Genomic DNA, 24,915 nt, shown 5'->3' with positions numbered 1-24,915 from the left:
GGTCAGTTCTCCTTGTCGGTGGAGTGGCCGGGGAAGAGGGCGGCCTCGGGATCGATGACGGTGGCCGCGTTGTTGACGGCGGTGGCGGCTTCGCCGAAGCCGACGGCGATGAGGCGGACCTTGCCCGGGTAGTCGGTGATGTCGCCGGCGGCGAACACTCGCGGCAGGTTGGTCGCCATGCGCGTGTCGACGGCGATCTTGCGGGCGTTGAGGGTGAGGCCCCAGTCCTTGATCGGTCCGAGGTCGGCGAGGAAGCCGAGAGCGGCGACGACGGTGTCGGCGGGCAGCGTCCGTGTCTCGCCGGTGGTGCGGTGGCGGATCTCCACGCGCTCCAGGCGCTCGTTGCCGTGCAGGGCGCTCACCTCGGAGTCGGTGATGATCTCGACGCCGAGGTTGCGCACCTTCTCCACGGTCGCCGCGTGCGCGCGGAAGCGTGCGGTGCGGTGGACGAGCCGTACGGAGCGGGCGAGGGGGGCGAGCGTGTCGGCCCAGTCGAAGGCGCTGTCACCGCCACCGACGATGACCACGTCCTGATCGGCGTGGTCGCTGGGATCGGGCACGAAGTAGACCTGGCCGCGGCCCAGGAATTCCTCGCCGGCGGGCAGAGTGCGCGGGGTGAAGGTGCCGACTCCGCCGGTGATGACGACGGCGCCCGCGCGCACCACCGTCCCTCGGTCGCTGCGTACCACGGGCAGGCCGTCGGGGCCGTGAGTGAGTTCGGTGGCGCGGTGGCCGAGGAGGTAACGGGGGCCGTACGGTTCGGCCTGGGCGACCAGGCTGTCGACCAGGTCGCGGCCGCGCACGGCCTGGTAGCCGGCGATGTCGAAGATGGGCTTCTCGGGGTACATCGCACTGATCTGGCCGCCGCACTGCGGCAGGACGTCCATGACCGTCACGCTGAGGCCGCGGAAGCCCGCGTAATAGGCGCCGTACAGGCCGGCCGGGCCCGCGCCGATGATCAGGATGTCGGTATCGAGGGTGGGTGTGGCGGCGTCCGCGCTCGTCGGCGCGTCGGTGGGAACGCTCATGGTCGGGAGCGTAGGGACGGTGCCCGTCCCGCCCAACGGTTTCGTTCCGCCCAGCAGGACGCCGCACGGGCGAGTCCTCCGGGGCTGCACGCATGAGGGAGCCCTCCGGGCGGAGGGCTCCCTCATGCGTGTGCTCATGCGTGCGGTGGGCGCGAGCAGTGGTGGTGGGTCACCGCAGCGACCGGCCGATGCCGAGCGCTGCGGTGCGCAGTGCGGTGGCGTGTTTGACGGCGTCCATGCGGTACGTGGGCGCGGTGATGGACAGCGCGCCCACGAGCGAGCTGTCGCGCCCGAAGACGGGCACGGCCAGGCTCGCGTAACCGAGGCGGATCTCCTCGCTTTCCAGCACGATGCCGTCGGCTCTGATCCTGTCCAGCTGAGCGCGCAGCCGGCCGGGGGAGACAACGGTGTGGCGCGTGACCGGTCTGAGGCCGTGCCGGACGACCTGGAGGAACAGCGAGTCGGGCGAGAAGGCGAGGATCGCCTTGCCGGTGGCGGTGCAGTGCAGCGGGAGGCGGCCCGCGACCCGGGACTCCTCGTTCAGCCCGCGGTGCGGGAAGATCTTGTCGAGATACACGACGTCCAGGGCGTCGTGGATCGCGAAGTGGATCGTCTCGTGGGTGACGAGCAGCAGGTCTTCCATGTACGGCTGGGCGACCTCGCGCAGGATGCGCTGCCGGTGCACCCGCTGGCCCATCTCGAACAGGCGCAGGCCGAGCCGGTAGTCGTTGCCGTCCCGCTCCAGCAGCCCCCAGTCGACGAGCTCCTGGGCGAGCCGGTGCACGGTCGCCTTGGCGATGCCGGTACGGCGGACGAGTTCGGCGAGGGGAAGACTGCTGTCCTGCTCCGTGAAGGCTTCCAGGATGGGCCGGACCTTGCCGAGTACCGAATTCATCGTGTCAGGCGCGCCCCGGTCCCTGGGGGCACCCAGGTCGTGGGGCATGCCCTGACCGGGATACCGAGTTGTGCCGGCGGTCGTGGTGACGGTCATGGTGACAACCTCCCGGTCGGTTCGGCGGTCCGGGCCTCACGCCCGTGCGGTGTCTGCCGGGTCGAGGACGGCCACGCCCATGCCGGTGAGCCACTCGGGCATGGGCTCGTAGGCGAGGCGCCGGCCGGGGACGTGGTCGAGCAGGGACGCCATGATGAGCCAGGTGCGCAGCTCCTGTGCGCCGTTGCCCGCGGCCTCCTCCAGCTCTTCGGAGGTGTACGCCGTGAGGCGGTGGGCCTCGCCCCGCTCCAGGAGGGCGAGGAAGTCCTCGTCGAAGGCGGGGGTGAGGGCGGCCTCGGCGGCGCGGATGATCTCGCGGCGGCGCTGGTCGTAGTCCTGCCAGTTGTTCCGGCCGTTGAGCCAGGCGCCGACCATGAACTCCTCGTCCTCGCCGTCCGGTGCGCGCCAGTCCGGCCACGGCAGCCGGTGCGACAGTCCGCCGGAGCCGACGACCGCCACGCGCCGGTCGCCGGGGAAGGCGAGGACCGCCTCGCGGAGGGCCCGGCCGAGCTGCTCGCAGCGGTCGAGGGTGGGCAGCGGTGGTGCGAAGACGTTGACGACGAGCGGCACGATCTCGGCGCCGAGCCCGTCGAGCAGGTACTGGATGGCGTGCGTCTGCCCGTGGTCGATCTGCAGGCGTGCCGAGAAGGCGACGTCGAAGCGCCCGCTGTCGACGAGTGTGTCGGCGAGGTGCCGGGCCAGTGGCACGTCCACGGGCTGTGGCCCCTTGGGCGTCCCCGACTCACCGCTGGCAAGGCATTCGCCGACGCCGATCGTGAAGCTCGGTATCAGGTCGAGCCAGAAGCCCCGGAAGTGGTTGGAGCCGACCAGGACCACGGTGTCGGGGCGGGCCTCGGCCAGCGCGTCGCGCGCCTGGTGCAATGCGTCGCGGAAACGCTCGGCACGGTCCTTGTGGAGGGTCTGGTCCCAGTGCGTGTTCATGAGGGTGCTGTGCGAGGCACCCACCCCGAGGACGATCTCTGTCATGCTGCGGGGCCCTCCATTTCCGCGTGTGTGCGCGTGACGGTGTCGATGGCGGTGCGGACCAGGTGGCGGGTCAGCTTCTCCATGGCCGGGACGGAGACGGTGTTCATCCCGCGGGCGAAGTCGATGGGGAAGGGCGCCTCCGCCTCGCCGACCTTGGGCATGCCGACCCGGACGGTGGGGATGCCGCGTCCGCGGAGGATGTTGGCGTCGGTGGCACCGCTGTTGCCGCGTACGACCTCGTGCGCGCGTCCCTCCAGTGCCTCCCATGCTGCTGTGGCACTGCGGTGTATCCAGCTGTCGGGGTCGGTACGTGTGCCGGGAATGGCCAGGATCATCTCCGCGGTGGCGTCCAAGCCCGGCAGCTTCTCGCCCAGTGCGTCGAGGGCCGCGGTGAATTCCCGTTTGGCCTGCATCGGTGTGGTGTCGGGGGCGATGCGCAGGTCGACGCGGAGGGTGCAGGCGGCCGGCGTGACGGCTGCCATCCGCGGCCAGCCGCCGCGGATGGAGGAGACGATGCCCTGCGGGGCGACCGTGCCGTGCGTGTGGCGCTCGGCGTACTCGGCGAACCACTCCTCCAGGTGGCGGGCCACGTCCCCGGCACGGGCGATGGCGTTGTCGTAAGGAAGGCGGTGGCGCGAGCCGACGTAGGTGTGCGTGCCGCGCACCGTCACCTCGAACCAGACCAGGCCGACCTCGTCCCAGGAGACCGTCCAGCCGGGTTTGGCGATGACCGCGTAGTCCGTCCACACGCCTTGCTCCAGCAGGAAGGAACACCCCGCGCCTTGCCCAGTGTTGAGCCGGGTTCCGGCCGGCCGGGCGTTGGTGGGCATGCCGCCCGCGCCGAACGCCGCGACCAGGTCGCCGGTGAGCGGGATGCCGGCGCGGGCGACCGCCTCGGCGGCCATCATCACGCACGCGGCGTGCCCCTTCGGGTTGGATGCGCCCAGACCGGTCACCAGGTCTCCGACGCTCCGGGCCGCGGGGCGCATGTCCTCGCGCAGCTCAGGCCCGATCCACGGGAGGTCCTCGCTCTCCTCCCCCACCGTCAGCGTGTCGATGGGCGCGTACAGCATGAGGTCGGGACCGGTGCCGTCGCCGCGCAGCCGGCCGTACGCGTTGGCCTGGCGGTCGTCGAGCGGCTGGACGGTGGCACCCGTGATGCCTGCGTCCGCGAGTGTGGTGGCGATGTGCCGGGCCAGCTGCCCTTCGTCGCCGGTCGGGCTGGGGATGTCGACGAGGCCGGTGATCAGCTCGCGCAGGCGGTCGCCGGTGATGTGCTGCCAGGCGGCCTCGGTCCATCCGCGTCGTTGCTCGTCGAGCCCGGCGAGTCCGGTGGCGCTCACTGGTTGATCCGGTGGACCTGGGTCATGGTGGTGCGCTCGAAGCGCTTCTTCGCGAGCGGGAGCCCCACCGCGAGCGCTGCGCCAGCGAGCAGGGTGAGCAGGGTGCGGCCCATCGTCATGCCTTCTTTCCGTCGGTGGTCGTGGCCGGCTCGGTGGTACCGGTGGCGGCGGCCGGCTCGGTGGTGGCCGTGCCGAGGCCGGCGAGTTTCTTGCCGTACTCCTCCTCGCTGAGGTTCCGCCAGGCGGTCAGCGAGATGTCGGGGCGGTAGAGCTTCTCCGGCGGGGCATCGGTGACGTCGACCATCCAGGCGTCCTGGCCGGAGAACTGGCCGTGGAAGAGCCAGCGGATCGCCCCCAGGTACTTGGCGTAGAAGCCGAGCGTCTGCCAGCCCTCAGTGAAGTTGACCATCACACCGACGTAGCGGTGGTTGTCCTCGTCGACGGGGACGTAGAACTCGTAGTGGATGAACTTGGGGTAGGCGATGCGCAGCACGCCGGGCATGGAGAGGGAGGCGAAGCCGGGGAAGTCCTGGTCCTCGATGACCGGATTGACCTGCTTGGGGGCGCCGGTGTTGCCGATGTTGAAGGTTTCCTTCGGCGGCTGCATCTTCCACCACCGCTTGTTCGTCCAGTGGCCGACGCCGGGGAAGTCCGCATCCCAGTGGACTTCCTGCTGGACGCGGTAGATCCAGCGGCCGCGCGGTACGACCTTGGTGATGTTCCACGTCGGCATCGGTTTGAACAGCCGCCACAGCGCGGTGCGGTGCAGGTATTTGGCATGGCCCTCGTCGAAGCCGTTCTCGCAGGCGAACCGCCAGTTGCCGCCGCGCGGCTCGATGCGTCCGCCCATGACGAAGGCGTTGCCGACCAGTTCTTCGGGGAGCTGCTCGTCGATCGGGCGCGGCTCTTCGTCCGCCACCGGGATGTAGACCCACACCATGCCGAGGCGCTCCTCGACCGGATAGGTGCGCACACCGAGCTTGCCGGTGAGGCGGCAGCCGGGTCCGTCGGTGATGACGGCGCTGAGCTTGCCGGTGGGCAGGTCGAAGGTCCAGCCGTGGTAGGGACAGCTGACCGTGCCGGGGAACTGCTGATTGCCCTCGGACAGCGGCACCCCGCGATGCGGGCAGCGGTTGTGCAGTGCGTAGGCGGTGCCGCCGTCACGGATCAGTGTGATCTTCTCGCCGGCTATGGTGAACGGCTGCGGATCGCCGGTGATGTGGCTCGACCAGGTCACCGGGTACCAGTAGCCGCGGAACCCCGCGCCGGCCGCGTCGTAGTGGGGCCAGGACGTCCAGTCCTGGCGGCCCTGCGCCGCGCTCTTGCCGCGCCCACGGCGGCCGGTGTCCTGTGCGGTGGCAGTGTTGTCACCCGTGGTCATCGTCCCGGGCCCTCCTGTCGCTCTCGGTCCATGGCGCTAGAGCATCCGGCGCGGGACGGCCGCCGCCAACGGTCCTGTTCCGCTGAACAGAACGCGGACATCCGGACCGCTGAGCGGAGCGCCAGGCCGAGCCACCCGCGGACCGCTGAGCGGAACACCCACCTGGACCGGCCCTCGGTGGGCAGCGAGCATGCGCGCGTGACGACCGTGTGACGACCGACGACGGGGCCGGGCCAGTACGTGCGGCGTGTGGCTCCGGGAGGCTGTGATGGATCACTTGACCGTGCCCGGACTGCTGGAGACCGCTGCCGGGAGATTCGGAGACCGGGTCTTCCTCCGCATGGGCGGTATGGTGCGCACGTACGCGGAGACCCTGGAGGCCGCGGCAGCCATGGCGGGCTCCCTGGCCGCACACGGCTGCCGGCGCGGGGACCGGGTTGCGGCCCTGCTGTCGAACCGGATCGAGCTGGTGGACCTGGTGCTCGGATGCGCGTGGCTGGGGGCGGTCGTCGTGCCGCTGAACACCGCACTGCGCGGCCGATCGCTGCGGCATGTTTTCGATGAGGCCGCCCCGCACTTTCTGTACGTCGAGCCGGACCTCGCGGCGCGTGCTGCCGCGGCGGGGTACCGGGGGCGCGTGTGGGTGGCCGGCGGGAGTGACGCCCCCGCACCCGACCGCGGCGAGGCCGTCGCCCCGGCACCGGTACGCCCGGAGGACACCGCGGCCGTGCTCTTCACCTCGGGCACCACCGGCACGGCACGCGGCGTGCGCTGCCCGCAGGCGCAGTTCGTGTGGTGGGGCAGGAACGTGTCCGACGCGCTGGGCCTGTCCTCCGACGACTCGCTCTACACCTGCCTGCCGCTGTTCCACACCAACGCGCTGAACACCCTGGCACAGGCCATGACGGTCGGCGCGAGCTGCACGGTCGACGGGCGCTTCTCGGCCTCGCGGTACTGGTCACGGGCCGCCGGCTGCGGGGCCACCGTGGTCCACCTCCTCGGCGCGATGGTGCCCATGCTGCTCGCCCAGCCGCCCGGCCCACGGGATCGCGCACACCGAGTTCGGCGTGGGCTTTCCCCCGCAACACCGGCGCCGCTGTGGGAGCCGTTCCGCGACCGGTTCGGTGTGACGCTCGTCGACGGCTTCGGCTCGACCGAGACCAACCTCGTCATCGGCTCCACTCCCGATGAGTACCGCCCGGGCATGATCGGCACCGTACGTCCCGGCTTCCGCGCCGAGGTGGTGGACGAGACGCTGACCCCCGTTCCGGACGGCACTCCGGGCGAACTCATCGTCTCTACCGACCAGTTGCACGCCTTCTCCACCGGTTACACGGGGGAACCCCGGCCGGCCCCGCACTCCTGGCGGCGGACCGGTGACCGCGTGGTCCGCGACCCCGACGGCTGGTTCCGCTTCGTCGACCGCATCAAGGACGTGATCCGGCGACGCGGTGAGAACGTCGCCTCCGGCGAGGTCGAGTCGGTGGTGTGCAGCCACCCGGCGGTGGCCGCGGCCGCCGCGTTCCCCGTCCCCTCCGACCTCGCCGAGGACGAGGTGATGGTGGTGGTCGTGGCCCGCTCCGGCGACACCGTCGAGCCTGCCGAGCTGGCCCGCCACTGCGCAGGCGAGCTGCCCGCTTTCGCCGTACCCCGCTACATCGAGGCGATGCCGGCGCTGCCGCTCACCGAGACCGGCAAGGTCCGCAAGGCGGCACTGCGCGAGCGTGGGGTCACGGCCGCCACCTGGGACCGGGAGGCCGCCGGCAGCCAGTGACGCTTCGATGAGCCGCGGGCACCTGCGGCGGAACACGAACCTGACCGCGGGCACCTGCCACGGACCTGACCGCGGGCACCTGCCACGGAGAGACGCGAAGGGCCGGAAGCGTATGCCGCTCCCGGCCCTTCTCCGCGCATCCAGCGCACGCCTCACCGCGGCAGGACGACCGCCCGCCCACGCACGCGGCCGTTCCGGAGGGCGTCGAGTGCCTTCGCGGTGTCCTCCAGCGCGAACTTCTCGACGGCGACGCCGAGCGTGCCGTCGGCGAGCCGGCGGACGAGTTCACCGCACACTTCGCGGGCCCGCTTCTCTTGCCGGATCATGTTGACCGGCAGCAGGGCCACGTCGTCCAGGAGCCAGGAGGGCAGGTCGAGCTCGACCGCGGTCCCCGTGACGTACCCGATGACGGCCGCGCGTCCCCCCTGGCGCACCCAGCGGCTGCGGCCGATGAGACCGGCGCCGCCGAGGGTGTCCACGAGGAGGTCGGCCGAGCGCCGCTCCGCGAGGTGTTCCGCCTCGTCCAGGACCAGTGCCTCGACCCCGTCGGGCACATCGCCGAGCTGGTCCTTCCGCCCGACGACGCCCACGACGTCAGCGCCCGCGGCACGGGCCTGCTGGGCGACCATGGAACCCACCGCTCCGGACGCACCGACCACCACGACCCGCTCCCCCTCGCGCAGCCGGGCCACGTCGTGCAGGACGACGTACGCCGTGGTGGCGGGCACGAAGAAGCTCGCAGCGGTCTCGGGCGGCAGCGCGACCTCCAGCGGCATGCAGGCCTTGGGCGACACACTTGTCCGCTCGGTCCAGGTGCCGTCCCGCAGTAGGCCGAGGCCGCCGCCGCGCAGCACCACCTGCGTGCCGGGCGTGAGGCCACTGTCCGCGTCCGCCTCCAGGACGACGCCCGCGCCCTCCACCCCGCCGATGTACGGGAGTTCCGGCTTGAGGCGAAAGTCCCCGCCGGCGACGGAAGCATCGAGGTGGGCGACCGCGCCCGCCTGCACCTCGACCAGCACCCGGCCCTGCTCGCGGACCGGCTCGGGCACCTCGTCCACGACCGGCGCGGCGCCCCAGGCGCGGATCCGCGCTGCCCGCATCAGGCGGCCGCCTTGGCGAGGAAGGCGAGGCTGATCGGGTTGTACTGCCCGGCCTGCTCGTGCTGCGGCCAGTGGCCACAGTCGTCGAAGAGCACCAGCTCGGAGCCTGGGATGTTCTCGTGCATGCGGTTGGCCTCGGGGACCTCACCGAACGGGTTCTTGCGTCCCCACACGATGAGCGTCGGACAGGTGATACGGGCCAGGTCCTCGGGGCTGAGGATGTTGCGCTGCCGCCGCTCCATGTCCTGCAGCGACAGGAGGTTGTCGACGTTCGCCACGAACTCCGGCGTGTGGTAGATCGCGTGCCGGATCTCGACCAGTTCCTCGGTGGCGTCGGCGTCGTCCGCCATGAGCAGGCGCAGCCGCTGCCGGGTGAGGTCGATGTCGTCGCTGTGCACGGCCTTCTTGGTGCTCGTGCGGATGCGGTCCATCACCTCGGGGTTGGCCACGGTGCCGCCGGCGCAGAGGAGTTGGAGGCTGAGGACGCGCTCGGGGTGCTCGATGGCGGCGCGCGCACCGACCCAGCCGCCGAGGGACTCGCCCACGATGTGGGCCCGCTCGACGCCGACGGCATCCAGGTAGGCGAGGAGATGGTCGACGTAGTCGGCGATCTCGTACCGGCGGTCGGGCTTGCCGGTGTAACCGTGGCCGAGCATGTCGATGGCGTGCAGGTCGTACGCGGCGTGGGCGGCGATGTTGCGCGAGAAGGCTTCGAGGTGGCCGCTGGTGCCGTGCAGGAAGACGACGGCCTCGGCGGCCGGGTCGCCGGCGCGCAGGGCGCGGGTCGGCACGCCCTTGGCGTCCACGTACTCGATACGGAAGGGGAGCGGGCTCAGATCGGTCCAGAGGGTCACGGGAGGTACTCCGATGCGTTCGATGCGGATGTCGGGTGAGAAGGGGAGAGTGGTCAGGACTTCCCGAGAGAGTCGAGGAAACCGGTGACCACCGAGTGGTACGCCTCGGGGCGCTCCTCCTGGAGGTGGTGCGAGACGTGGTCCATCACGTGCAGGTTCCCGTTCGGCACCATGCGGGCGAGCATGAGCGGGTAGTCCGGGGTGAGGAAGGCGTCGTGCATGCCCCAGATGAAGAGGGTGGGCGCCTGGATACGCGCCAGCTCTTCGGTGAGGTCCTGCCAGTCGCCGCGCGGTGAGTCGGACATGGCGGCGAGGGAGCGCTCACCTTCGTCCAGGCTCTGCTCGTAACGCATGTCGAGGGTTTCGTCGGGCAGCTTCGCTCCGTCGTACCACTCCAGGCTCGTGATCAGCCGGCGCATCTTCTCCCGGGTGGGACCCTCGCCGCCGTAGTAGAGGTCGCGGGCTGTACGACCGCGGTGGCCGTTCTCGGGGAGCGGGGCGAGCGGCCCGTAGAAGACCGGCATGCTGCCGGTGACGACGAGGGAGCGGACCCGGTCGGGATACTTCGCGGCGAGGTTGAGGGCGATGGTGCCGCCCCAGGAGTTGCAGACGAAGTCGGCCCGCTCGACGCCCAGGGTGTCGAGCAGGGCGACGGTCTTGGCCGCGTGGTGGTCCCACATGGGCCCGGTGATGCGGGACTTCTCGGACTTGCCGTACTGGTGGATGTCGACCAGCAGGCAGCGCCGGTCGGTGGCGAAGAGCGGGGCGACGGGGCCGAAGTCGCTCCACGCCGTGCAGCCGGGGCCGCCTCCGTGCAGGAAGACGGTGTCCGGGCCCGAACCGAGGTCGTGGTAGTGATAGCGCACTCCGCCGCCGTCGGCGTAGCGGCTTTCGGGGGGTGACGGGATCATCGCGTTCCTTCCGTGATCGCTGTGCGGTGCCGAGTCCACCAGCGCGGCCCGGTGCGCCCAAGGGAAGGGTTCCACTGAGCGAACCGCGGCCGTGCGACGGTGTTTTCAGTGGGCGCAGCGGTAGCCGCGTTCAGTGGGCGAGGTAGCCGCCGTCGACCGGCAGGGCGGCCCCGGTGAGGAAGCCGCTGTGGTCGCCCGCGAGCAGCAGCAGGGCGGCGGCGAGGTCCTGCGGCTCGCCCCAGCGGCCGAGCGGGACCTGGTGGCCGATCATCTCGAGGGCGACGGGGTCGTCGCGCGAGGCCTCGTTCATCTCGGTCAGTACGGGCCCGGGCAGGAGGCAGTTGGCCGTGACACCGGTGCCGGCGAGTTCGAGGGCCAGCGACTTGGTGAACTGGACGACCGCTCCCTTGGACGCCGCGTACCCGGCACGCCCGGGCGCGCCGACGGCGCCCAGCACGGAGCCGATGGTGACGATGCGTCCGTGTCCCGCGGCCGTCATGTGCCGGCTCGCCTCGCGGGCGGCGTACCACGTGCCGTAGAAGTTGGCGTCCATGCAGGCCCGCAGTGTGTCGGTGGGCAGCTCTGCGACGCTGCCGCGGGCGAGGGTCCCGGCGCTGGTCACCAGGATGCCGGGACCGCCGAGTTCGTCGTGCACGCGCCGTACGGCTACGCGTACTTGATCCTCTTCGGTGACATCACAGGCCAGCCCGAGCACGTCCGGACCGACGCCGGCGGCGGCCTCACGGGCACGGTCCGAGTCGCGCGAGGTGAGCGCGACCCTGGCCCCGGCTTCGTGGAGCGCCCGCACGGCGGCGAGCCCTATCCCGGAAGTACCGCCGGTGACCAGTGCGGTCCGGCCGCGCAGTGCGAACAGCCCGGTCATGCGGGCCTCGTCTCCCGGGCCACCACGAGGGTGACGACGGTGACCAGGGCGAGCCCGATCGTCAGCGCTGCGACGGGCCAGAAGCTGCCGTAGGAGTCGAGCAGGACGGCAGCGACCACCGGGGAGAGCCCGCCCGCGACCGCCGAGGCCAGCTCGTGTCCGATGGCCATGCCGGAGTAGCGGGTCTCGGTGCTGAACAGCTCGGAGAAGTAGGCCGGCTGGACGCCGGTCATGGCGGCGATGGTGATGTGTCCGCCGATCAGCGCCAGCCATACGGCGGGCGCCGAGGCCGTGTTCATGAGGAGGAAGAACGGCACGGTCCACAACACCATGGCGACGGCGCCACCGAGGTAGACGGGTCGGCGGCCGAGCCGGTCGGAGAGGTGCCCGAAGAACACCATCAGCCCCGAGTCGACGGCCATCGCGACGACCACGCCCCACAGCAGCACGTCGGTGGAGACGCCGACATGACGGCCGTAGACCAGGGAGAAGGAGAGGAAGATGTAGCCGGCGCCGTTCTCCGCGAAGCGCAGGCCCACCGCGGTCAGGACGCCACGCGGGTTGGTGCGCAGCACCTCGATGAGGGGAGCGCGCACCACGCCTTCCTCCTGGCTGGTCTCTTCAAAACTCGCCGTCTCGGCCACGTGGCGGCGGATGTAGAGGCCCACCACGAAGATGACCGCACTGGCCAGGAAGGGCAGCCGCCATCCCCAGGTGGCGAAGGCGTCGCCGGCGAGCTGTTCGGCGCCGATCAGCGCCAGGGCGGCCAGGACGTAACCGAGGCCGAGGCCGGAGGAGCTGAAGGAGGAGAAGAAACCACGCCGGTGGGGCGGCGCGTTCTCGCTCAGTATCAGCGTCCCGCCACCCCACTCGCCGCCGGCTGCCACGCCCTGCAGCACGCGCAGCAGGACGAGGAGGATGGGCGAGGCGATGCCGGCCGTGTCGTAGGAGGGCAGCAGCCCCATGCAGAAAGTGGCCACGCCCATGAGCGACAGCGTCGCCATGAGTGCGGTACGCCGGCCCCTGCGGTCGCCGATGTGTCCGAAGAGGATGCCGCCGAGCGGCCGCGCGGCGAACCCGACGGCGTGTGTGGCCAGGGCGGCGATGGTGCCGAGGAGCGGGCTGCCGTGGGCCGGGAAGAAGACATCGCCCAGCACCATCGCGGCAGCGGTCGTGTAGAGGAAGAAGTCGTACCACTCCAACGTGTTGCCGGCGAGCGAAGCGGCCACGATGCGGCGCATGGATGACCGGGTGGCGGGCGGAGTGGGGGCTTGCGAGGCGACCTGTTGGGTCACGGTCCCTCCTTGAGGGGGAGAGCAGGGAAAGGCCGGCGCACGGCGGCCGCGCGCCCGAGAGGGGAGGCGGAGAGGCCCCGGCGGCCCGTACCTCACTGCACGGAAAGGCCGGGCGGTTCGTACCTCACCGGCTTGCGGGGCGGTGCCGTCAGCGGCCCGTGAAGACCGGCGAGCGCTTGTCCAGGAAGGCCTGCAGGCCCTCGGCGGCGTCAGCGGTGCGGGTCAGTTCGCCGACCCCCTTCTCCTCCTGGCGCAGCGCCTCCTCGATGGGCAGTACGCACCCGTCGTCGACGACTCGCTTGAGCAGGCCGATGGCTGCAGTGGGCTGCGCGGCGAGGCGCCGGGCCCGCTCGGCGACGACCGCGGGGAAGTCGGCCGCTTCGGCGACCACGTCCACCAAGCCCAACTCCCTCGCGCGGGCGGCGTCCAGACGCTCGCCCTCGATCATGAGCCGCTTCGCCAGGTGCGGCCCGACGAGGCGGGGCAGCCGCTGACTGCCGCCGGCCCCGGGGAACAGGCCCAGCGCGATCTCGGGGAAGCCGAAGGAGGCGTCGGCGGAGAGAATGCGCAGGTCACATGCGAGGGAGAGTTCCGCTCCCCCGCCGAGCGCATGTCCGTTCATGGCCGCGACCACGGGCTTCGGGGCGCGTTCGAGAAGGCGCTGGACGTCGATCCAGCGGCGCATCTTCGCCTGGTTGCCGTCCGACAGGTCGCGCATCACGGCGATGTCGGCACCGGCGACGAAGAAGCGGCCGGTGCCGGTGATCACGAGGCAGCGTACGGACGGGTCATCCACCAGCGGCGGCAGAACGCCGAGGAACTCCTCGATCATGGCCGGGTCGACGGCGTTGGCCTTGGGGCGGTCGATCCGGATCGTGGCGACGGCTCCGTCGCGGGTGACGTCGAGCACGGAAGCGGTCATACCGTCTCCTCTTCCTTCGTTCCTTCGTCCTGAGCGCCCGGTGAGGGCGCTGCGGAGGGGGAGGTGTGGGTGTGCGTGGTCGTGCGTGGTGGTGCTTCGGGTGGCGGGGGCGGGCTGCGAGCTTTCGAGCTACGGGCTTTCGGGCCGCGCGTGTCATTCGAGGACGCCCGCGGCCCGCAGCGCCGCGAGGTCCTCGTCGGAGAGCCCCAGCAGCCCGCCCAGTACGTCCTGGGTGTGCTGGCCGAGCAGGGGCGCCGGGGAGGTGAGCGCGCCGGGCGTCACGGAGCAGCGGGCGACGATGCCCTCGTGGCGGACGCGGCCCGTACGGGGGTGTTCCAGCTGCGGGTAGAAGTCGCGGGCCGCAAGGTGCTCGTCCTCTTCCACCAGGTCCCGGCCGGTGGCCACGACTGCGGCGGGGACCCCCGCGGCCTGCAGCTGCGCGGCGAGCTCGCCCGCGTCCTGACCACGGGTCCAGGCGGTGAGGGCGGCATCGATGGCGTCCTCATGGGCACGGCGGACGTCCACGCCACCGCCACCGCCACCGCCACCACCCTCACGGTCACTGTCACCGGGCAGGTCGACGAGCTTGGTGAGCGACCGCCACTGGGCGTCGTCGTCGACGGCGATCGCGATCCAGCGGTCCTCGCCGGCGGCCGGGTACACGCCGTGCGGGACGGCGTACGCCGAGCGGTTGGGGTGCTGAGCGGTACGCGGGTCTTCGAGGTCCGGTGTCAGGACGGGTTCCAGCACGGCGGGGCCCATCGTCGCGGCCATCGCTTCGAGCTGGGAGAGGTCGACGTGCCCGCCGCGCCCTTGGGCGAGCAGGTCGAGGGCGCCGAGGGCCGCGGCGTTGGCGGCCACCATGTCGCCGAGTCCGAAGGTCAGGCCTTGTGGGGCGCCGCCCGGGGGCGCGGTCTCGCTGGACAGGCCCGACATGGCGGCGAGCGTGTCGGCGAAGGTCACCGCCTTGCGCCAGGGGCCCGTATGCCCTAGCCCGGCCATGGACACGAGGATCACGTTCGGATTGAGCGCGCGCAGCGACTCGTAGTCCATGCCCCAGCGGGCGAGCACGCCCGGACTGAAGTTCTCCACGACGACGTCACAGTGCGGGACCAGCTCGCGCAGCAGCCGCTGCCCGTCCTCGGTGCGCAGGTTGAGCGCGACACTGCGCTTGTTGCGGTTGAAGTTGAGGAAGTAGCCGCTGTCGTCGGGATCGGACCCGGGCCGCAGGTGCATGGAGGGCGCGAAGCGGGTGGGGTCCTGCCGGTGCTTGGATTCGATCTTGATGATGTCGGCACCGTGTTCGCCGAGCAGCTTCGTGACGTACGGGCCGGCCAGCACCCAGGACAGATCGAGGACACGGACGCCACTGAGCGCCATGACACGCGCATCGCCCGCCGGCCCGTGCGGCCGCCCCTCGCCGGCCAGGCCACGCGGCTGCTTCCCGGGCAGGCCGCGCGACCGCTCGTGCTGCCAGGGCGCGTCACTCGGCACCTCGCGGATCGTCTCCAGCGCGAGCGGCCGCGGCCGGGCGGCCCACGGGAAGCCGACGTCCTCGACGCCCTCTTCGGGCAGGCCGTCGCCGGTGATGCGGACGAAGAAGTCGCGGTCCCGCAGCTGCGGATTGGCGGGCAGCCGGGCGGGCGGCACGACCTCGGCCCACGGCAGGGCCCGCGCCCTCCCCTGCTCGGCGAGTCCGGCGACGGTGCGACGAGCGGCGAAGCGCTCCACCACCGCATCCACGTGGGAGCGTGCACGCCAGCGCAAGGCCGCATCGGCGTAGCGCTCGTCGGTGAGGTCCTCCGCCTCGCCGCTCTCCGCCATCCATGCGAGCAGGTCGGTCCACATGCGTGTACTGCCCGAGTAGCCGCCCGCGACGTAGCCGTCGGCCGCGCGGAAGATCCGGTGTGCGACGTGCTCGTACACGCCTCCGCTGCGGACCGGGAAGCGTCCGGCGTGTATCCACCCGATGGCACCGGTTTCCAGAGTGGCGGCGACCGCCTCCTGCGCGGAGATGTCGACGAGCTGGGGCGTACCCGACACCGCGCCGAGCAGCGCTCCCAGTGCCGCGTGGGCACCCGCCGCTTGGAGGGCCTGCTGCCGCGGCGGCGGTTCCGGTTGGCCGCCGGGCTGCCCGCCGAGCCAGGCCATCCCGCCGGCGGACGCGAGGACGAGGTCGCCGCCCCGCCAGTCGCGGCGCGGGCCGGTGAGCCCGAACGGTGTCACGACGACGTGCACGGCGTGCGGCCAGCGGGAGCTGCCGTCCGCGCGGACGCCGCGAAGCTCGGCAGCCGCCCCACTCTCCAGCACGATGTCGGCGGCCTCGGCCAGCTCGTCGAGGTGCGCCTGGTCGCGCACCCGCGTCCAGCGCTTCCCCGCGTGCCAGTGAGCCCGGGAGGCCGGGTCGAGCTCTCCTCCCGGGTCGGTCCTCAAAACGTCCGCGCCCAGGCCCACCAGTAGCCGGGCCCCTTGGAACGCCAGCTCGTCGGTGAGATCCAGTACGCGAAGCGGCATCGGCTGCCGTGCTCTCACGTGCCCTCCTCCGGTGTGGGACGGAGGGCTCACCTTCACGGGGTGGGGTGGCCGCGGCCAGCGGGTTGTTCCGGTGAACGGAACGGTGGTGCCGCCTGGAATTCCGGTGCCGGTCGCCGCCCCGTCATCGGTGGCACGTCCCCTGCCGTCTCTGCGGCAGCGGTGACACCTTCACCAGCCTTCTCCGCAGGGCTGTTCATATCCCACACCGTGATGTTGAACTAACAGTGCCGTAAGCACATCGCTCAGCGTTCCGTAGCGGCTGTGCTGCGGCTTCACTCGAGCGAGGAGCGAACCGGTGCCAGCACACATCGACGAGGACGACATCACACGTCCGAACTCGGTCCTGGGCAAAGCGCAGCTACTGCTCGAAGCCTTCGAGTCCGGTACCCCTCAGCTCACGCTGACGGAGCTGAGCAAGCGCTCCGGCATACCCAAGGCTTCCGCGCACCGGCTCGCGCAGGAGCTGGTGCAGTGGGGCCTGCTGGAGCGGCAGGGCGACAGCTACCAGCTCGGCATGCAGCTCTTCTCACTGGGCCAACGGGTGCCGGCTTCGGCGATGCTGCGCACGGTGGCACGCCCGCTCTTGACCGACCTGTTCGCGCGTACCCGGGCCACCCTTCACCTCGCCGTGCTCGACGGCACCCACGTGTTCTTCCTGGAGAAGATCGCAGGTGCAGCGAACATCCACACGCACTCACAGGTGGGCGGCCGGCTGCCCGCATCGTGCACGGCCACGGGCAAGGTCCTCCTCGCCCTGCACCCCGGCGGACCGGAGGCCGTGAAGCGTCTGCCCCGTACCGGACTGCCGTCGCTGACCCCGCGCAGCGTCGCCACAGTGGAGAAGCTGGAGCAGCAGCTGGCAGCCGTCGCCGACCGCGGTTACGCGCTCGAACACGACGAGGTTCTGTCCGGCCACAGCAGCCTCGCCGTCCCCGTGACGGGCATGGACGGCACCGTACACGCCGCGGTGTCGGCCACCGCCACCACGGCGCGCATGCGGACGGGCAGCCTGCTGCCGGAGTTGTGGTCGGCAGCCGCAGACATTGCCCGAAGACTTGATCACGCGACGCGGCCGCTGCACTGCGACACTGAGGGATAGTCCGGACTTATCAGACTGGGGCAAGGGGCCCGCGAGCACCTCCTCGACCAGTTCGGCCGGCGAGAAGGCCAGTAGCGCTTTGCCCCTCCGGTGCAGGTCAGCGGCAGGCTGCCGCCGATGCGCGAGGTAGCGCGACCGACTCTCGGCGCGCGTCCGCGCCCCGACTACCTCGTCGAGGCATGGAGGCCGGGCGGGCCGTCGTCCGTCGTCGCCGTAACGGTCAACGGCAACCACCAGGTCGCCACCGAGCGGACCATCCGTCGATGGCCCCGGAGACCGGCTACGGCACCGGCCGGCACCTGTGGGACGCCTTTCCGTTTCTCCTTCCTGTTGCCCCTGTTGCCGGGAGTCTTCAGGTTTCCCGGGTTCTCGTTGCCGGGAGTCTTCAGGTTCCCGGGTTCTCGTTGCCGGGAGTCGTCAGGCCGCGGGCGCCGAGCCCCGCCGGGCGTTGCGTCGGCTTCCGTTGACCAGATCATTGAAGCGGTCGACCGCCCAGATGGTGCGCAGCCCCAGCGGGCCCATCATCATCGGGCGCGGGAACGCCGGCTTCTTCATCCACAATGCCGCCAGGTCCTCGTGCCGTTCGCCGTCGACGATCAGGTCGGCGATGAGGGACCCGACATAGGGCGCTTGAGCCAGGCCGTGGCCGTTGCAGGCGATCGAGTAGAAGACGTCGTCGTCGATCTGTCCGGCGAGCGGAAGCCAGGACGAGGTGATCGCGATCCAGCCTCCCCACGCCCGGTCGATGGCGACGTCCGGCAGAGACGGAAAGCGTGTCGCGAAGGCTTGTGCGAGTTCTTCGACGAGCCTTGGGTCCGGTTTCTTCTGCGGGAGTGGGTACGTCGTGCCGCGCTCGAGCCGCCGGACGCCGAACACGATGGTGTTGCGCGGCGTCAGGTGGTAGTTCTCCATGATGTTGTGCTGGGTGACGAGTCCCGACCGGCTCGTCCACCCCAGTGCCGCCAATCGGGCAGGGTCGATGGGCTCGGTCTCCACCTCGGTGACCCAGATGGGTACGGAGAGCCGCGGCGGGGTGATGTCCCACTCTCCCGCGTACGCGTTCGTCGCCAGGACCGCTTTGTTCGCCCGCACCTCCCCGTGAGGAGTGGTGAGACGGACCTGACCGCGGTCGCGGGTGATGTCGGTGACCTTCGTCTGCTCGAAGGTTCGCGCGGACGAGCTGAGCAGTGCGCGGCGCACACCCGAGGTGAACCTGCCGGGATTCATGATTCCCCCGACCACCTCGCGCATCCCGCCGAGGAACCCGCGAGGGATGCCGAGCTCTTCGCTCGTGCCCAGTTCCACGTGGCCGCCGGCGCGCTGCAGGATCTTGGCCACTCGGCGCACTCGGCCCAGCTGTCCACGCGACACCGCCGCGAAGACGTTGCCCGTCTGTTCGTAGTCGCAGTCGATGCCGTGCGTCCTGATGAGGTCTTCCACATGGTGCGCGGCGTGCTCGGCAAGGCGGATCATGCCGGGCATCTTCGTGCGGAAGAACAGATTGAGGAGCTGGAGGTCTCCGCCCGGTGCACCCGCCACTTGCCCTGCGTTGCGGGAGCTGGCGCCGTGTCCGCAGAACTCGGCCTCCAGCAGCACCACGTCCTGGCCGCGTTCGGCCAGTCGCAGCGCCGTGGACATGCCTCCGAGGCCGCCGCCGACCACCGCGACGTCACAGGTGAGGTCGTCGGTCAGGGCCGGCACGATGTCTGCGGGCGGATCGACCCAGCCGCTGAAGGTGGTGTATTCCACGTTGTTGGTCTTCATCTGATCGCCTCTCCCGAACGTGCTCTGGTCCTTGGTGTGTTGCTCAGGCCCGGGCAACGCTTCGTTCGTTCGGAGCCGGCTCTGCGCCCGTCGCCACGTTGTGGTTGTGCAGGGCGCGGTACGAGACGAAGTACACGAAGAGCTGGAATCCCCATGTGGTGAGGGCGAGGATGTAGTGGGTGGTGCGGTACTCGTCGTCAGGGATCGGGAAGAAGTCGTAGATGAGCGCGATGGCGGTCCCCGCAGCGGTGGCGAGCGCGGCGCCGATGGCCAGGCCCTTGGCGCGGATCTTCCAGAGCCGCCATGAGAAGTAGGCGAGGAACAGGGTCGTGAGCGCGTTGACGACGACGTAGTACGTTGCCGGGCCGACGTGCAGCTCATGGCCGCGGAACTGCTGCAGGTACAGCCCGGCGACGATGGCCAGCGCGAAGACGCCGATGTCGACCGCCAGCGTCGGCTTGTACCGGTGCGTGACGCGCATCAGGCCCATGACGAGAATCAGGGTGATGCCCACCGATCGCGAGAAGGCGTCGAAGAAGTAGGCGATGGAGTACAGGAAGCTGTCCGGGTCGCCGCCGAGGAGGGACCAGAGGAGGAAGTTCGAGCCGGACGTGGCGACGATGATCCACTCCAGGCCGAGCAGGTAGTTGTTGTACCGACGGATGAACTTCCAGCCGTACCAGAAGCCGGCGAAGATCATCCAGAGATCGGCCAGCATGAAGAGCAGTTCTTTCATGGTGTGCGGTTCCTTTGCATCGGGCCTTCGTTGCCGATCAGAAGGCCAGGCTGTGATCAGAAGGCCAGGCTGTGCGGTGGTCGCCGAGTCGCTTCGGACGTGGCTGCCGTCGGAGTGCGGGAGCTGATTCAGGACGTAGCGGCCGCGGCCCGCCGACCGGACCGGGCGCGCGAGATCAGCACGGTCACGACGACGAGCAGGGCGAGCGCTCCCGACAGCCAGTAGCCGATGCCGTAGAGGCCCTTTGCGGCGACCTCGAGGCCGGTCCCGGGCACCGGAACCAGGGAGGCGCTGAGATCGCCGCTGACCAGTGCCGTGCCGAAGGCGAAACCCACGGCCATGAACGTGCCGGCGGCACCGGCTGCCATTCCGGCCTTCTCCTCGGGCACCGCCATCTGCACCAGGGTGAAGCCGGCCGCGTAGCCGATCCGGCAGCCGAGCCCCATGACGGCAGCGCCTACGAGGTAGTGCCACTGCTGGTCGTGCGCCACGGCGAGCCAGGCCAGCCCCGCTGCGCTGACAAGCGCTCCGATGACGAAGACGGGCACACCGCGACCGTTGAACAAGGCACGGTCGAGTACGGCGCCACGGATCAAGAACGCCGCCGCGAAGGGCGCCATGAGCAAGCCGGTCTCCAGAGCGCTGAGCCCGAGGCCGTAGGCGTCCGCCGGCCGGAGAGCCGCCGGACTGGTCTGTGCGTACGTGCTGAGCAGGAGCATGAAGGCCGAGTTCAGCGCTGCGAACAACGCGATGCACAAGCACGAAGCGGTGACCAGAGGAGCCTTCATCATCGCGACGTCGAACACCGCCGAGGAGGATCTGCGCTCGACGCGCACCCACGCGATGCCACCGACGATGCCGATGACCAACGGAATGAGTGCCGCGCTGCCCCACACCAGGCCCTGCGTCAGGGTCAGGAGAACGGTCGCGACCCAAGCGATCATCCACGCTGTGCCCAGTACTCCGATGCGGCCGGTGCGCTCGGCCGGCGGTGCGCAGGGGATCGTGGCGTACGACGCGACGGTCGTGACCACGCACACTGCAGCGAGGATGAGGAAGAAGCTCCGCAGTGACAGGTTCTCGACGATGAAGCCGCCGCCGATCATGCCCACGACGATGCCGACACCGGTGGCGATGACCAGGACCGCGACGCCCACCCTGATGCCGTCCTCGCCGAGATTGCGGCGCAGGAAGCCGAGCGGGAGCAGCTGCGCCGCGCCGCCGAATCCCATCAGAATGCAGCCGGCCAGGAGGGTCGGATAGGAGTCACCGACGGCCGGGATGAGTGCGCCGACCGTGAGGAATGCGGCCGCCGCCACGGAGGCGTTCCGATCGCCGTACAGATCGGCGAGGCGCGGCAACAGGAGGAAACCCGCTCCCCCGCCGAGGGTCAGTGCCGTGTAGAGCCACGTCGTCCCGGCCACTGTGGCGAGGCCGTACTGCGCCTGGATGACCGGCAGGAGCGGCGGCAGGATGAAGATGACGGCGTTGGTCAGGACGACCAGCAGCGCGCCCGTACCGATGAGCAGCCCCTTGTTCGGCGCAGGGCCAGAAGGTGTCCTGCCGGCGAGTCCGGCGGGTGGGTGGGTCTCTGTCATGGTTCTCTCCGGTTCCTGAATCGGACATGGCCCGAGAGCCCGGCGTGGGGGGGTGGTGCAGTCCTCGCGACTGAGCGGGTCCATGGGGCGGGTATGCGTTCGCCGGCCTCGCCCCGGCCGGCGTAGTGCTCCGAGGGCCGGTCGAGTGCTCGCTGGATCTCGTCCGGGAGCGACCGGATCACCTGTCGATTGCGACGTGTTCGGTGGCGCGGGGCGGGGAGAGGCGCCGGGCCGCCTTGTGATCCGCCTCATACGCTAGGGCGAAGTTAGTCAGCTGTTCAAGACGTGCGACTAATAAAAATTCGCCACCCGGCCGCGGCGGCCGTCGATGACAGGCGCAACTGCTAAGCTGGGTGCTGACTTAATCAAGCGTCCAACTGCACGGACGCGTCGCACCGGGAGGATTTCGTGCCACGGATCTCCGTAGCCCAGCGGCGTAGCGACTTCATCAACGCCGCCGTGGAAGTCATTGCGGTCTACGGCATCGAAGGCGCGACGACTCGGCGGATTGCCGAGCAGGCTCAGGCGAACCTGGCGATGCTGCACTACTGCTATGACTCCAAGGAGGACCTCTTCTCCGATGTCTACGACTACGTAGCCGGCAAGTTCCGCGAGGTACTCAAGGACAGCGATCCGCACGCCGACCTCGTGGGCACGGCTCGCCAGCTCCTGCGCGGTGTCATGGGGTGCTACCTGGAGTCGGCCAACTTCGCCGCGGCAACGCTGGAACTCATCAACTGGGCACGGCGTCAGCACGGAGACCGCGGTATCGCGGTGTACGACCAGGCCCTGGAGACGGCGCGCACCGCGCTTCGCGGCGCCACCTCGGAGCACCCGGTCGACGCGGAAACCATCGACCAGATCGCCTACGTCATCGCCGCCTTGGCCGACGGTTTCGCCCTGAACTGGATGACGTACGGGGATCGGGACGCCGCGACGGAGCAGATGGAAGTCGCCGTCTCCGTACTGGAGAACTGGCTCACGGCTCGGCTCGGATCCACCCCCGCGGCACTGTGAGGGGCTGCTGAACGCCGCTGCGACCGGGCTGCCGCCCGTCGTCGTGGGCGTGCCCGGCGGGAGGCCCGGCGCCGGGCCTCCCCCACACCATGTGAGGTGTGGTCACAACGGCAGGTCGGGCGAGTCGACGCCGACGACCCGGTCACCGCAGAAGACGCGTACCGACTCCGCCGGCCCGTGGCCGCCGATGCCGGCCGGGCCCCAGAAGCTCTGAGCCGAATCCGCACCGAGGTCGGCGAGCTTGGCGCCGTTGACGCGCACCTCACCGGACATGACACGGGAGCCGACGTCGATCGCGCGGTCGGTGTCGGCCCCGAACACGTACGCGTCGAGGCCCGAGGGATGGGCGTTGGCACAACGCAACGCCTGCTCGGTGGAGTCCACGGCGTGCAGGGAGACGACCGGTCCGAACAGCTCGGCGGTGGCCCGATCGGGGTCGGCGCCCGCGGCGATCGTCGGCGACATGAAGAAGCCGTCGAGCTCGGGCAGCTCGGCGGGCCGGTGGATGCTCGCCCCGAGGTCACGCAGCCCCTCGATCCTGCTCTGCAGGGTCTGGAAGTGCGGTGCGTTGGAGATCGGGCCGACCTCGACGTCCTCGTCGAGTGAGTGACCGACGACGAGCTTGGAGATCCGCTCGGTCAGCGCCTCGAGGAGCGGGCCGACCAGGCTGCGGTGCGCGAGGATCTTGCCGGGCCCCTCACACCACTGACCGTTGAGTTTGGTCATGCCGTCGAGGATGCCGTCGGCGGTGACATCGAGGTCGGCATCGTCCAGCACGAGCACCGGATTGTTGCCGCCGAGCTCCAGCTGCAGGACCCTGAAGTCCTCCGCGCCGGCCCGCGCGATGGCACGCCCCGCACCCGGCCCGCCGGTGAACGAGACGACCTTGATGCGCGAGTCGGCGGTCAGCCTGGCGCCGACGTCACCGCCGCCGTGCACCAGCTGCAGCGCGCCGCTGGGCAGGCCCGCCTCGACGAAGCACTCGACGATGATCTGCGCGCTGCCGGGCGCGTGCTCCGAGGGCTTGAGGATGACGGGGCAGCCGGCCGCGATCGCGCTGGCCGTCTTGGCGGCGGGAATGAAGCTCGGGCCGTTCCACGGTGTGAGGATCGCGGCCGGCCCCCACGGCACCTTGTGGAGGCGGACGTCGCGGCCGCCGGCCGCCAGCGCGGTGACGCGCGGGATGTTCACCAGGTCCGACGCCGACGCCCGGATCCTCGCGGGCAGGAAGGCCGCGACCTTGCGGGTGACGCTGATGGGTGTACCGCTGGTCAGCGAGTCCGTCCGTGCGATGTCCTCGGCACGGGCCTCGAGGTTCCCGGCGACGCGTTCGAGCATGTCGGCGCGCGCACGCCGGGCGTCCGCATCCCAGTGGCCGATGTCGTACCCGCGCTCCGCGTGCCGCAGCGCCCGGTCGAGATCGTCGGGTGCCGTCGTGACAAGGGGGTGAAGGGGCTCGCGCGTGTTGGGGTCGACGTTCCAGGCGTCCTCGACCGTCGGGCACTCGCTCCACTCGTCGGCGATGTAGTTCACCGGCCGGGGGATCGTGATCTCGTTGCTCGCCATGGAGCTCACCTCTGCATTCACTCGTCGGTCAGGACTGGAGATCGACGACGATGCGGGTCACGTCACCGGACGTCATCGCCTCGAAGCCCTCGTTGATCTCCTCGAAGGGGATGACCCGCGTCACCATCTCGTCGAGCAGCAGGCGTCCTTGCTGGTACAGGCGCGCGAGCTGAAGGACGTCCTGGCGCGCCTGTCCCGAGCCCATGTAGGAGCCGATGAGCCGCTTCTCCTCGAAGAAGAAGTCCGCTGCCGGGATGCTGAGCTCGGTACCTGCGGGCGCGATCCCGACCAGACACGCGGTGCCCGTCGGGCGCAGGAGGGCCACGGCCGTCGCCGCGGTACGGGCCGAGCCGACCGCCTCGAAGGAGTAGTCCACTCCGTCGCGCAACTGGCGGTGGAGTTCGGCGACGACGTCACCTTCTCCGCCGTTGATGACATGGGTGGCGCCGTAGCCGCGCGCGGCCTTGAGCCGTGCGTCGTCCAGGTCGATCGCGACGATCGCCGACGCTCCGGCGAGCCTGGCCCCCTGGATGACGGCCGATCCGACGCCGCCGCAGCCGATGACCGCCACCGTGCTGCCCGGCCGTACCCGGGCGCCGCGGAAGACGGCGCCCACGCCGGTGATCACGCAGCAGGCCAGGAGGCACCCGACGTGCAGCGGCACCTCGTCGGGGAGCCTTACCAGCGCGTTCTCCCGCATGAGGACGTGCCGGGAGAACGCCCCGATGTCGCCGAGCCGCTCGATCGGCCGGCCGTCCACGGTCCGGAACGCGGGCCGCGGGCGGCGGCGTACCTCCTCGATGCGCCGGCACTGGGTCGACCGTCCCGCCTCGCAGTTGACGCAGCGGCCACAGGAGGGGGTCAGTGCGCCGACCACGCGGTCCCCGGGGCGCAGGCCGGACACCTGCGCCCCGACCGCCTCTACCACGCCCGCCACCTCGTGCCCGACCACGACCGGCAGGCCGGTCGGCACCGTGCCGGTCATGTAGTGCAGGTCGCTGTGGCACAGTCCCACGTTCGTGACCGCGACCCGCACCTCGTGCGGCTCCGGGTCGTCCACCCGGATGTCGGTCAGTTCGAGCGGCTCATTGACCGCGGTGAGGACCGCGGCCTGGGTGTCGATCATGTCGA

Annotated in this window: 21 protein-coding genes; 3 read left to right on the top strand and 18 right to left on the bottom strand. The window is 70.6% G+C overall.

The features are described 5' to 3' along the window. Positions 1–2 precede the first annotated feature (2 nt). From C3486_RS03350 to C3486_RS03330, 6 genes are all read right to left on the bottom strand, one after another. Positions 3–1,028, bottom strand: a complete 1,026-nt coding sequence (locus C3486_RS03350; protein ID WP_103831009.1) for an NAD(P)/FAD-dependent oxidoreductase — start codon at positions 1,026–1,028, stop codon at positions 3–5. A gap of 169 nt (positions 1,029–1,197) precedes the next feature. After that, positions 1,198–1,923, bottom strand: a complete 726-nt coding sequence (locus tag C3486_RS03345) for an IclR family transcriptional regulator (RefSeq protein WP_181138424.1) — start codon at positions 1,921–1,923, stop codon at positions 1,198–1,200. 132 nt (positions 1,924–2,055) lie between these two features. Beyond that, positions 2,056–3,006: a catechol 1,2-dioxygenase gene (locus tag C3486_RS03340; protein WP_103831008.1), complete on the bottom strand. Its 951-nt coding sequence runs from the start codon at positions 3,004–3,006 to the stop codon at positions 2,056–2,058. Then, positions 3,003–4,349: a M20 family metallopeptidase gene (locus tag C3486_RS03335; protein ID WP_103831007.1), complete on the bottom strand. Its 1,347-nt coding sequence runs from the start codon at positions 4,347–4,349 to the stop codon at positions 3,003–3,005. The genes C3486_RS03340 and C3486_RS03335 overlap by 4 nt, the downstream gene beginning before the upstream one ends. Further along, positions 4,346–4,468, bottom strand: a complete 123-nt coding sequence (locus tag C3486_RS37855; protein ID WP_258052565.1) for a hypothetical protein — start codon at positions 4,466–4,468, stop codon at positions 4,346–4,348. Before C3486_RS37855 ends, C3486_RS03335 begins: the two co-directional genes overlap by 4 nt. Continuing rightward, positions 4,465–5,730, bottom strand: coding sequence for a Rieske 2Fe-2S domain-containing protein (locus C3486_RS03330; RefSeq protein WP_103831006.1), 1,266 nt, complete (start codon positions 5,728–5,730; stop codon positions 4,465–4,467). Before C3486_RS03330 ends, C3486_RS37855 begins: the two co-directional genes overlap by 4 nt. Positions 5,731–5,998: 268 nt before the next feature. Between C3486_RS03330 and C3486_RS03325 the strand changes: the two genes are divergently transcribed. Beyond that, entirely contained in the window at positions 5,999–7,504 is a 1,506-nt protein-coding gene (locus tag C3486_RS03325; RefSeq protein ID WP_103831005.1) for an AMP-binding protein, read from the top strand. A 152-nt stretch (positions 7,505–7,656) separates the two neighbouring features. Here C3486_RS03325 and C3486_RS03320 read toward each other — a convergent pair whose 3' ends face one another. The 7 genes from C3486_RS03320 to C3486_RS03290 form a co-directional block, all read right to left on the bottom strand. Next, entirely contained in the window at positions 7,657–8,604 is a 948-nt protein-coding gene (locus tag C3486_RS03320; protein WP_103831004.1) for a zinc-binding dehydrogenase, read from the bottom strand. Continuing rightward, complete coding sequence (locus tag C3486_RS03315) at positions 8,604–9,458, bottom strand: alpha/beta fold hydrolase (protein ID WP_103831003.1); 855 nt, start codon at positions 9,456–9,458, stop codon at positions 8,604–8,606. The genes C3486_RS03320 and C3486_RS03315 overlap by 1 nt, the downstream gene beginning before the upstream one ends. 53 nt (positions 9,459–9,511) lie before the next feature. Then, positions 9,512–10,369, bottom strand: a complete 858-nt coding sequence (locus C3486_RS03310; RefSeq protein ID WP_103831002.1) for an alpha/beta fold hydrolase — start codon at positions 10,367–10,369, stop codon at positions 9,512–9,514. A gap of 130 nt (positions 10,370–10,499) precedes the next feature. After that, the gene (locus C3486_RS03305; protein ID WP_103831001.1) at positions 10,500–11,252 is read right to left on the bottom strand and encodes an SDR family NAD(P)-dependent oxidoreductase; all 753 of its coding nucleotides are present in this window, start codon (positions 11,250–11,252) and stop codon (positions 10,500–10,502) included. Continuing rightward, on the bottom strand, positions 11,249–12,547 hold the full coding sequence (locus C3486_RS03300; protein ID WP_219822175.1) for an MFS transporter: 1,299 nt from the start codon (positions 12,545–12,547) through the stop codon (positions 11,249–11,251). The genes C3486_RS03305 and C3486_RS03300 overlap by 4 nt, the downstream gene beginning before the upstream one ends. A 148-nt stretch (positions 12,548–12,695) precedes the next feature. Continuing rightward, entirely contained in the window at positions 12,696–13,469 is a 774-nt protein-coding gene (locus tag C3486_RS03295; RefSeq protein ID WP_103830999.1) for an enoyl-CoA hydratase/isomerase family protein, read from the bottom strand. Between the two features lie 153 nt (positions 13,470–13,622). Continuing rightward, the gene (locus tag C3486_RS03290) at positions 13,623–16,001 is read right to left on the bottom strand and encodes a CoA transferase (RefSeq protein ID WP_258052564.1); all 2,379 of its coding nucleotides are present in this window, start codon (positions 15,999–16,001) and stop codon (positions 13,623–13,625) included. Between the two features lie 298 nt (positions 16,002–16,299). On the opposite strand from C3486_RS03290, the gene C3486_RS03285 reads away from it, so the two are divergent. Next, positions 16,300–17,103, top strand: a complete 804-nt coding sequence (locus C3486_RS03285; protein WP_103830997.1) for an IclR family transcriptional regulator — start codon at positions 16,300–16,302, stop codon at positions 17,101–17,103. 417 nt (positions 17,104–17,520) lie between these two features. Here the strand turns inward: C3486_RS03285 and C3486_RS03280 are convergent, their stop codons facing one another. From C3486_RS03280 to C3486_RS03270, 3 genes are all read right to left on the bottom strand, one after another. Beyond that, a complete protein-coding gene (locus C3486_RS03280) occupies positions 17,521–18,867 on the bottom strand; it encodes an FAD-binding oxidoreductase (protein WP_103830996.1) in 1,347 nt (448 codons plus the stop codon). A 43-nt stretch (positions 18,868–18,910) separates the two neighbouring features. Further along, complete coding sequence (locus C3486_RS03275; RefSeq protein ID WP_103830995.1) at positions 18,911–19,603, bottom strand: transporter; 693 nt, start codon at positions 19,601–19,603, stop codon at positions 18,911–18,913. Positions 19,604–19,731: 128 nt separating this feature from the next. Next, positions 19,732–21,201 (bottom strand): MFS transporter, encoded by a 1,470-nt coding sequence (locus tag C3486_RS03270; protein ID WP_103830994.1) that lies wholly within the window; start codon positions 21,199–21,201, stop codon positions 19,732–19,734. A gap of 408 nt (positions 21,202–21,609) precedes the next feature. On the opposite strand from C3486_RS03270, the gene C3486_RS03265 reads away from it, so the two are divergent. Further along, positions 21,610–22,218, top strand: coding sequence for a TetR/AcrR family transcriptional regulator (locus C3486_RS03265; protein WP_258052563.1), 609 nt, complete (start codon positions 21,610–21,612; stop codon positions 22,216–22,218). Between the two features lie 102 nt (positions 22,219–22,320). Here C3486_RS03265 and C3486_RS03260 read toward each other — a convergent pair whose 3' ends face one another. Both C3486_RS03260 and C3486_RS03255 read right to left on the bottom strand, forming a co-directional pair. Further along, positions 22,321–23,784, bottom strand: a complete 1,464-nt coding sequence (locus C3486_RS03260; protein ID WP_103831036.1) for an aldehyde dehydrogenase — start codon at positions 23,782–23,784, stop codon at positions 22,321–22,323. 28 nt (positions 23,785–23,812) lie between these two features. Then, positions 23,813–24,910, bottom strand: a complete 1,098-nt coding sequence (locus tag C3486_RS03255) for a Zn-dependent alcohol dehydrogenase (RefSeq protein ID WP_103830993.1) — start codon at positions 24,908–24,910, stop codon at positions 23,813–23,815. Between the last annotated feature and the right edge of the window lie 5 nt (positions 24,911–24,915).

This window comes from Streptomyces sp. Ru73 (assembly GCF_002920575.1).
Classification (GTDB): domain Bacteria; phylum Actinomycetota; class Actinomycetes; order Streptomycetales; family Streptomycetaceae; genus Streptomyces.
This window is presented reverse-complemented; position numbering and strand designations above follow the sequence as displayed.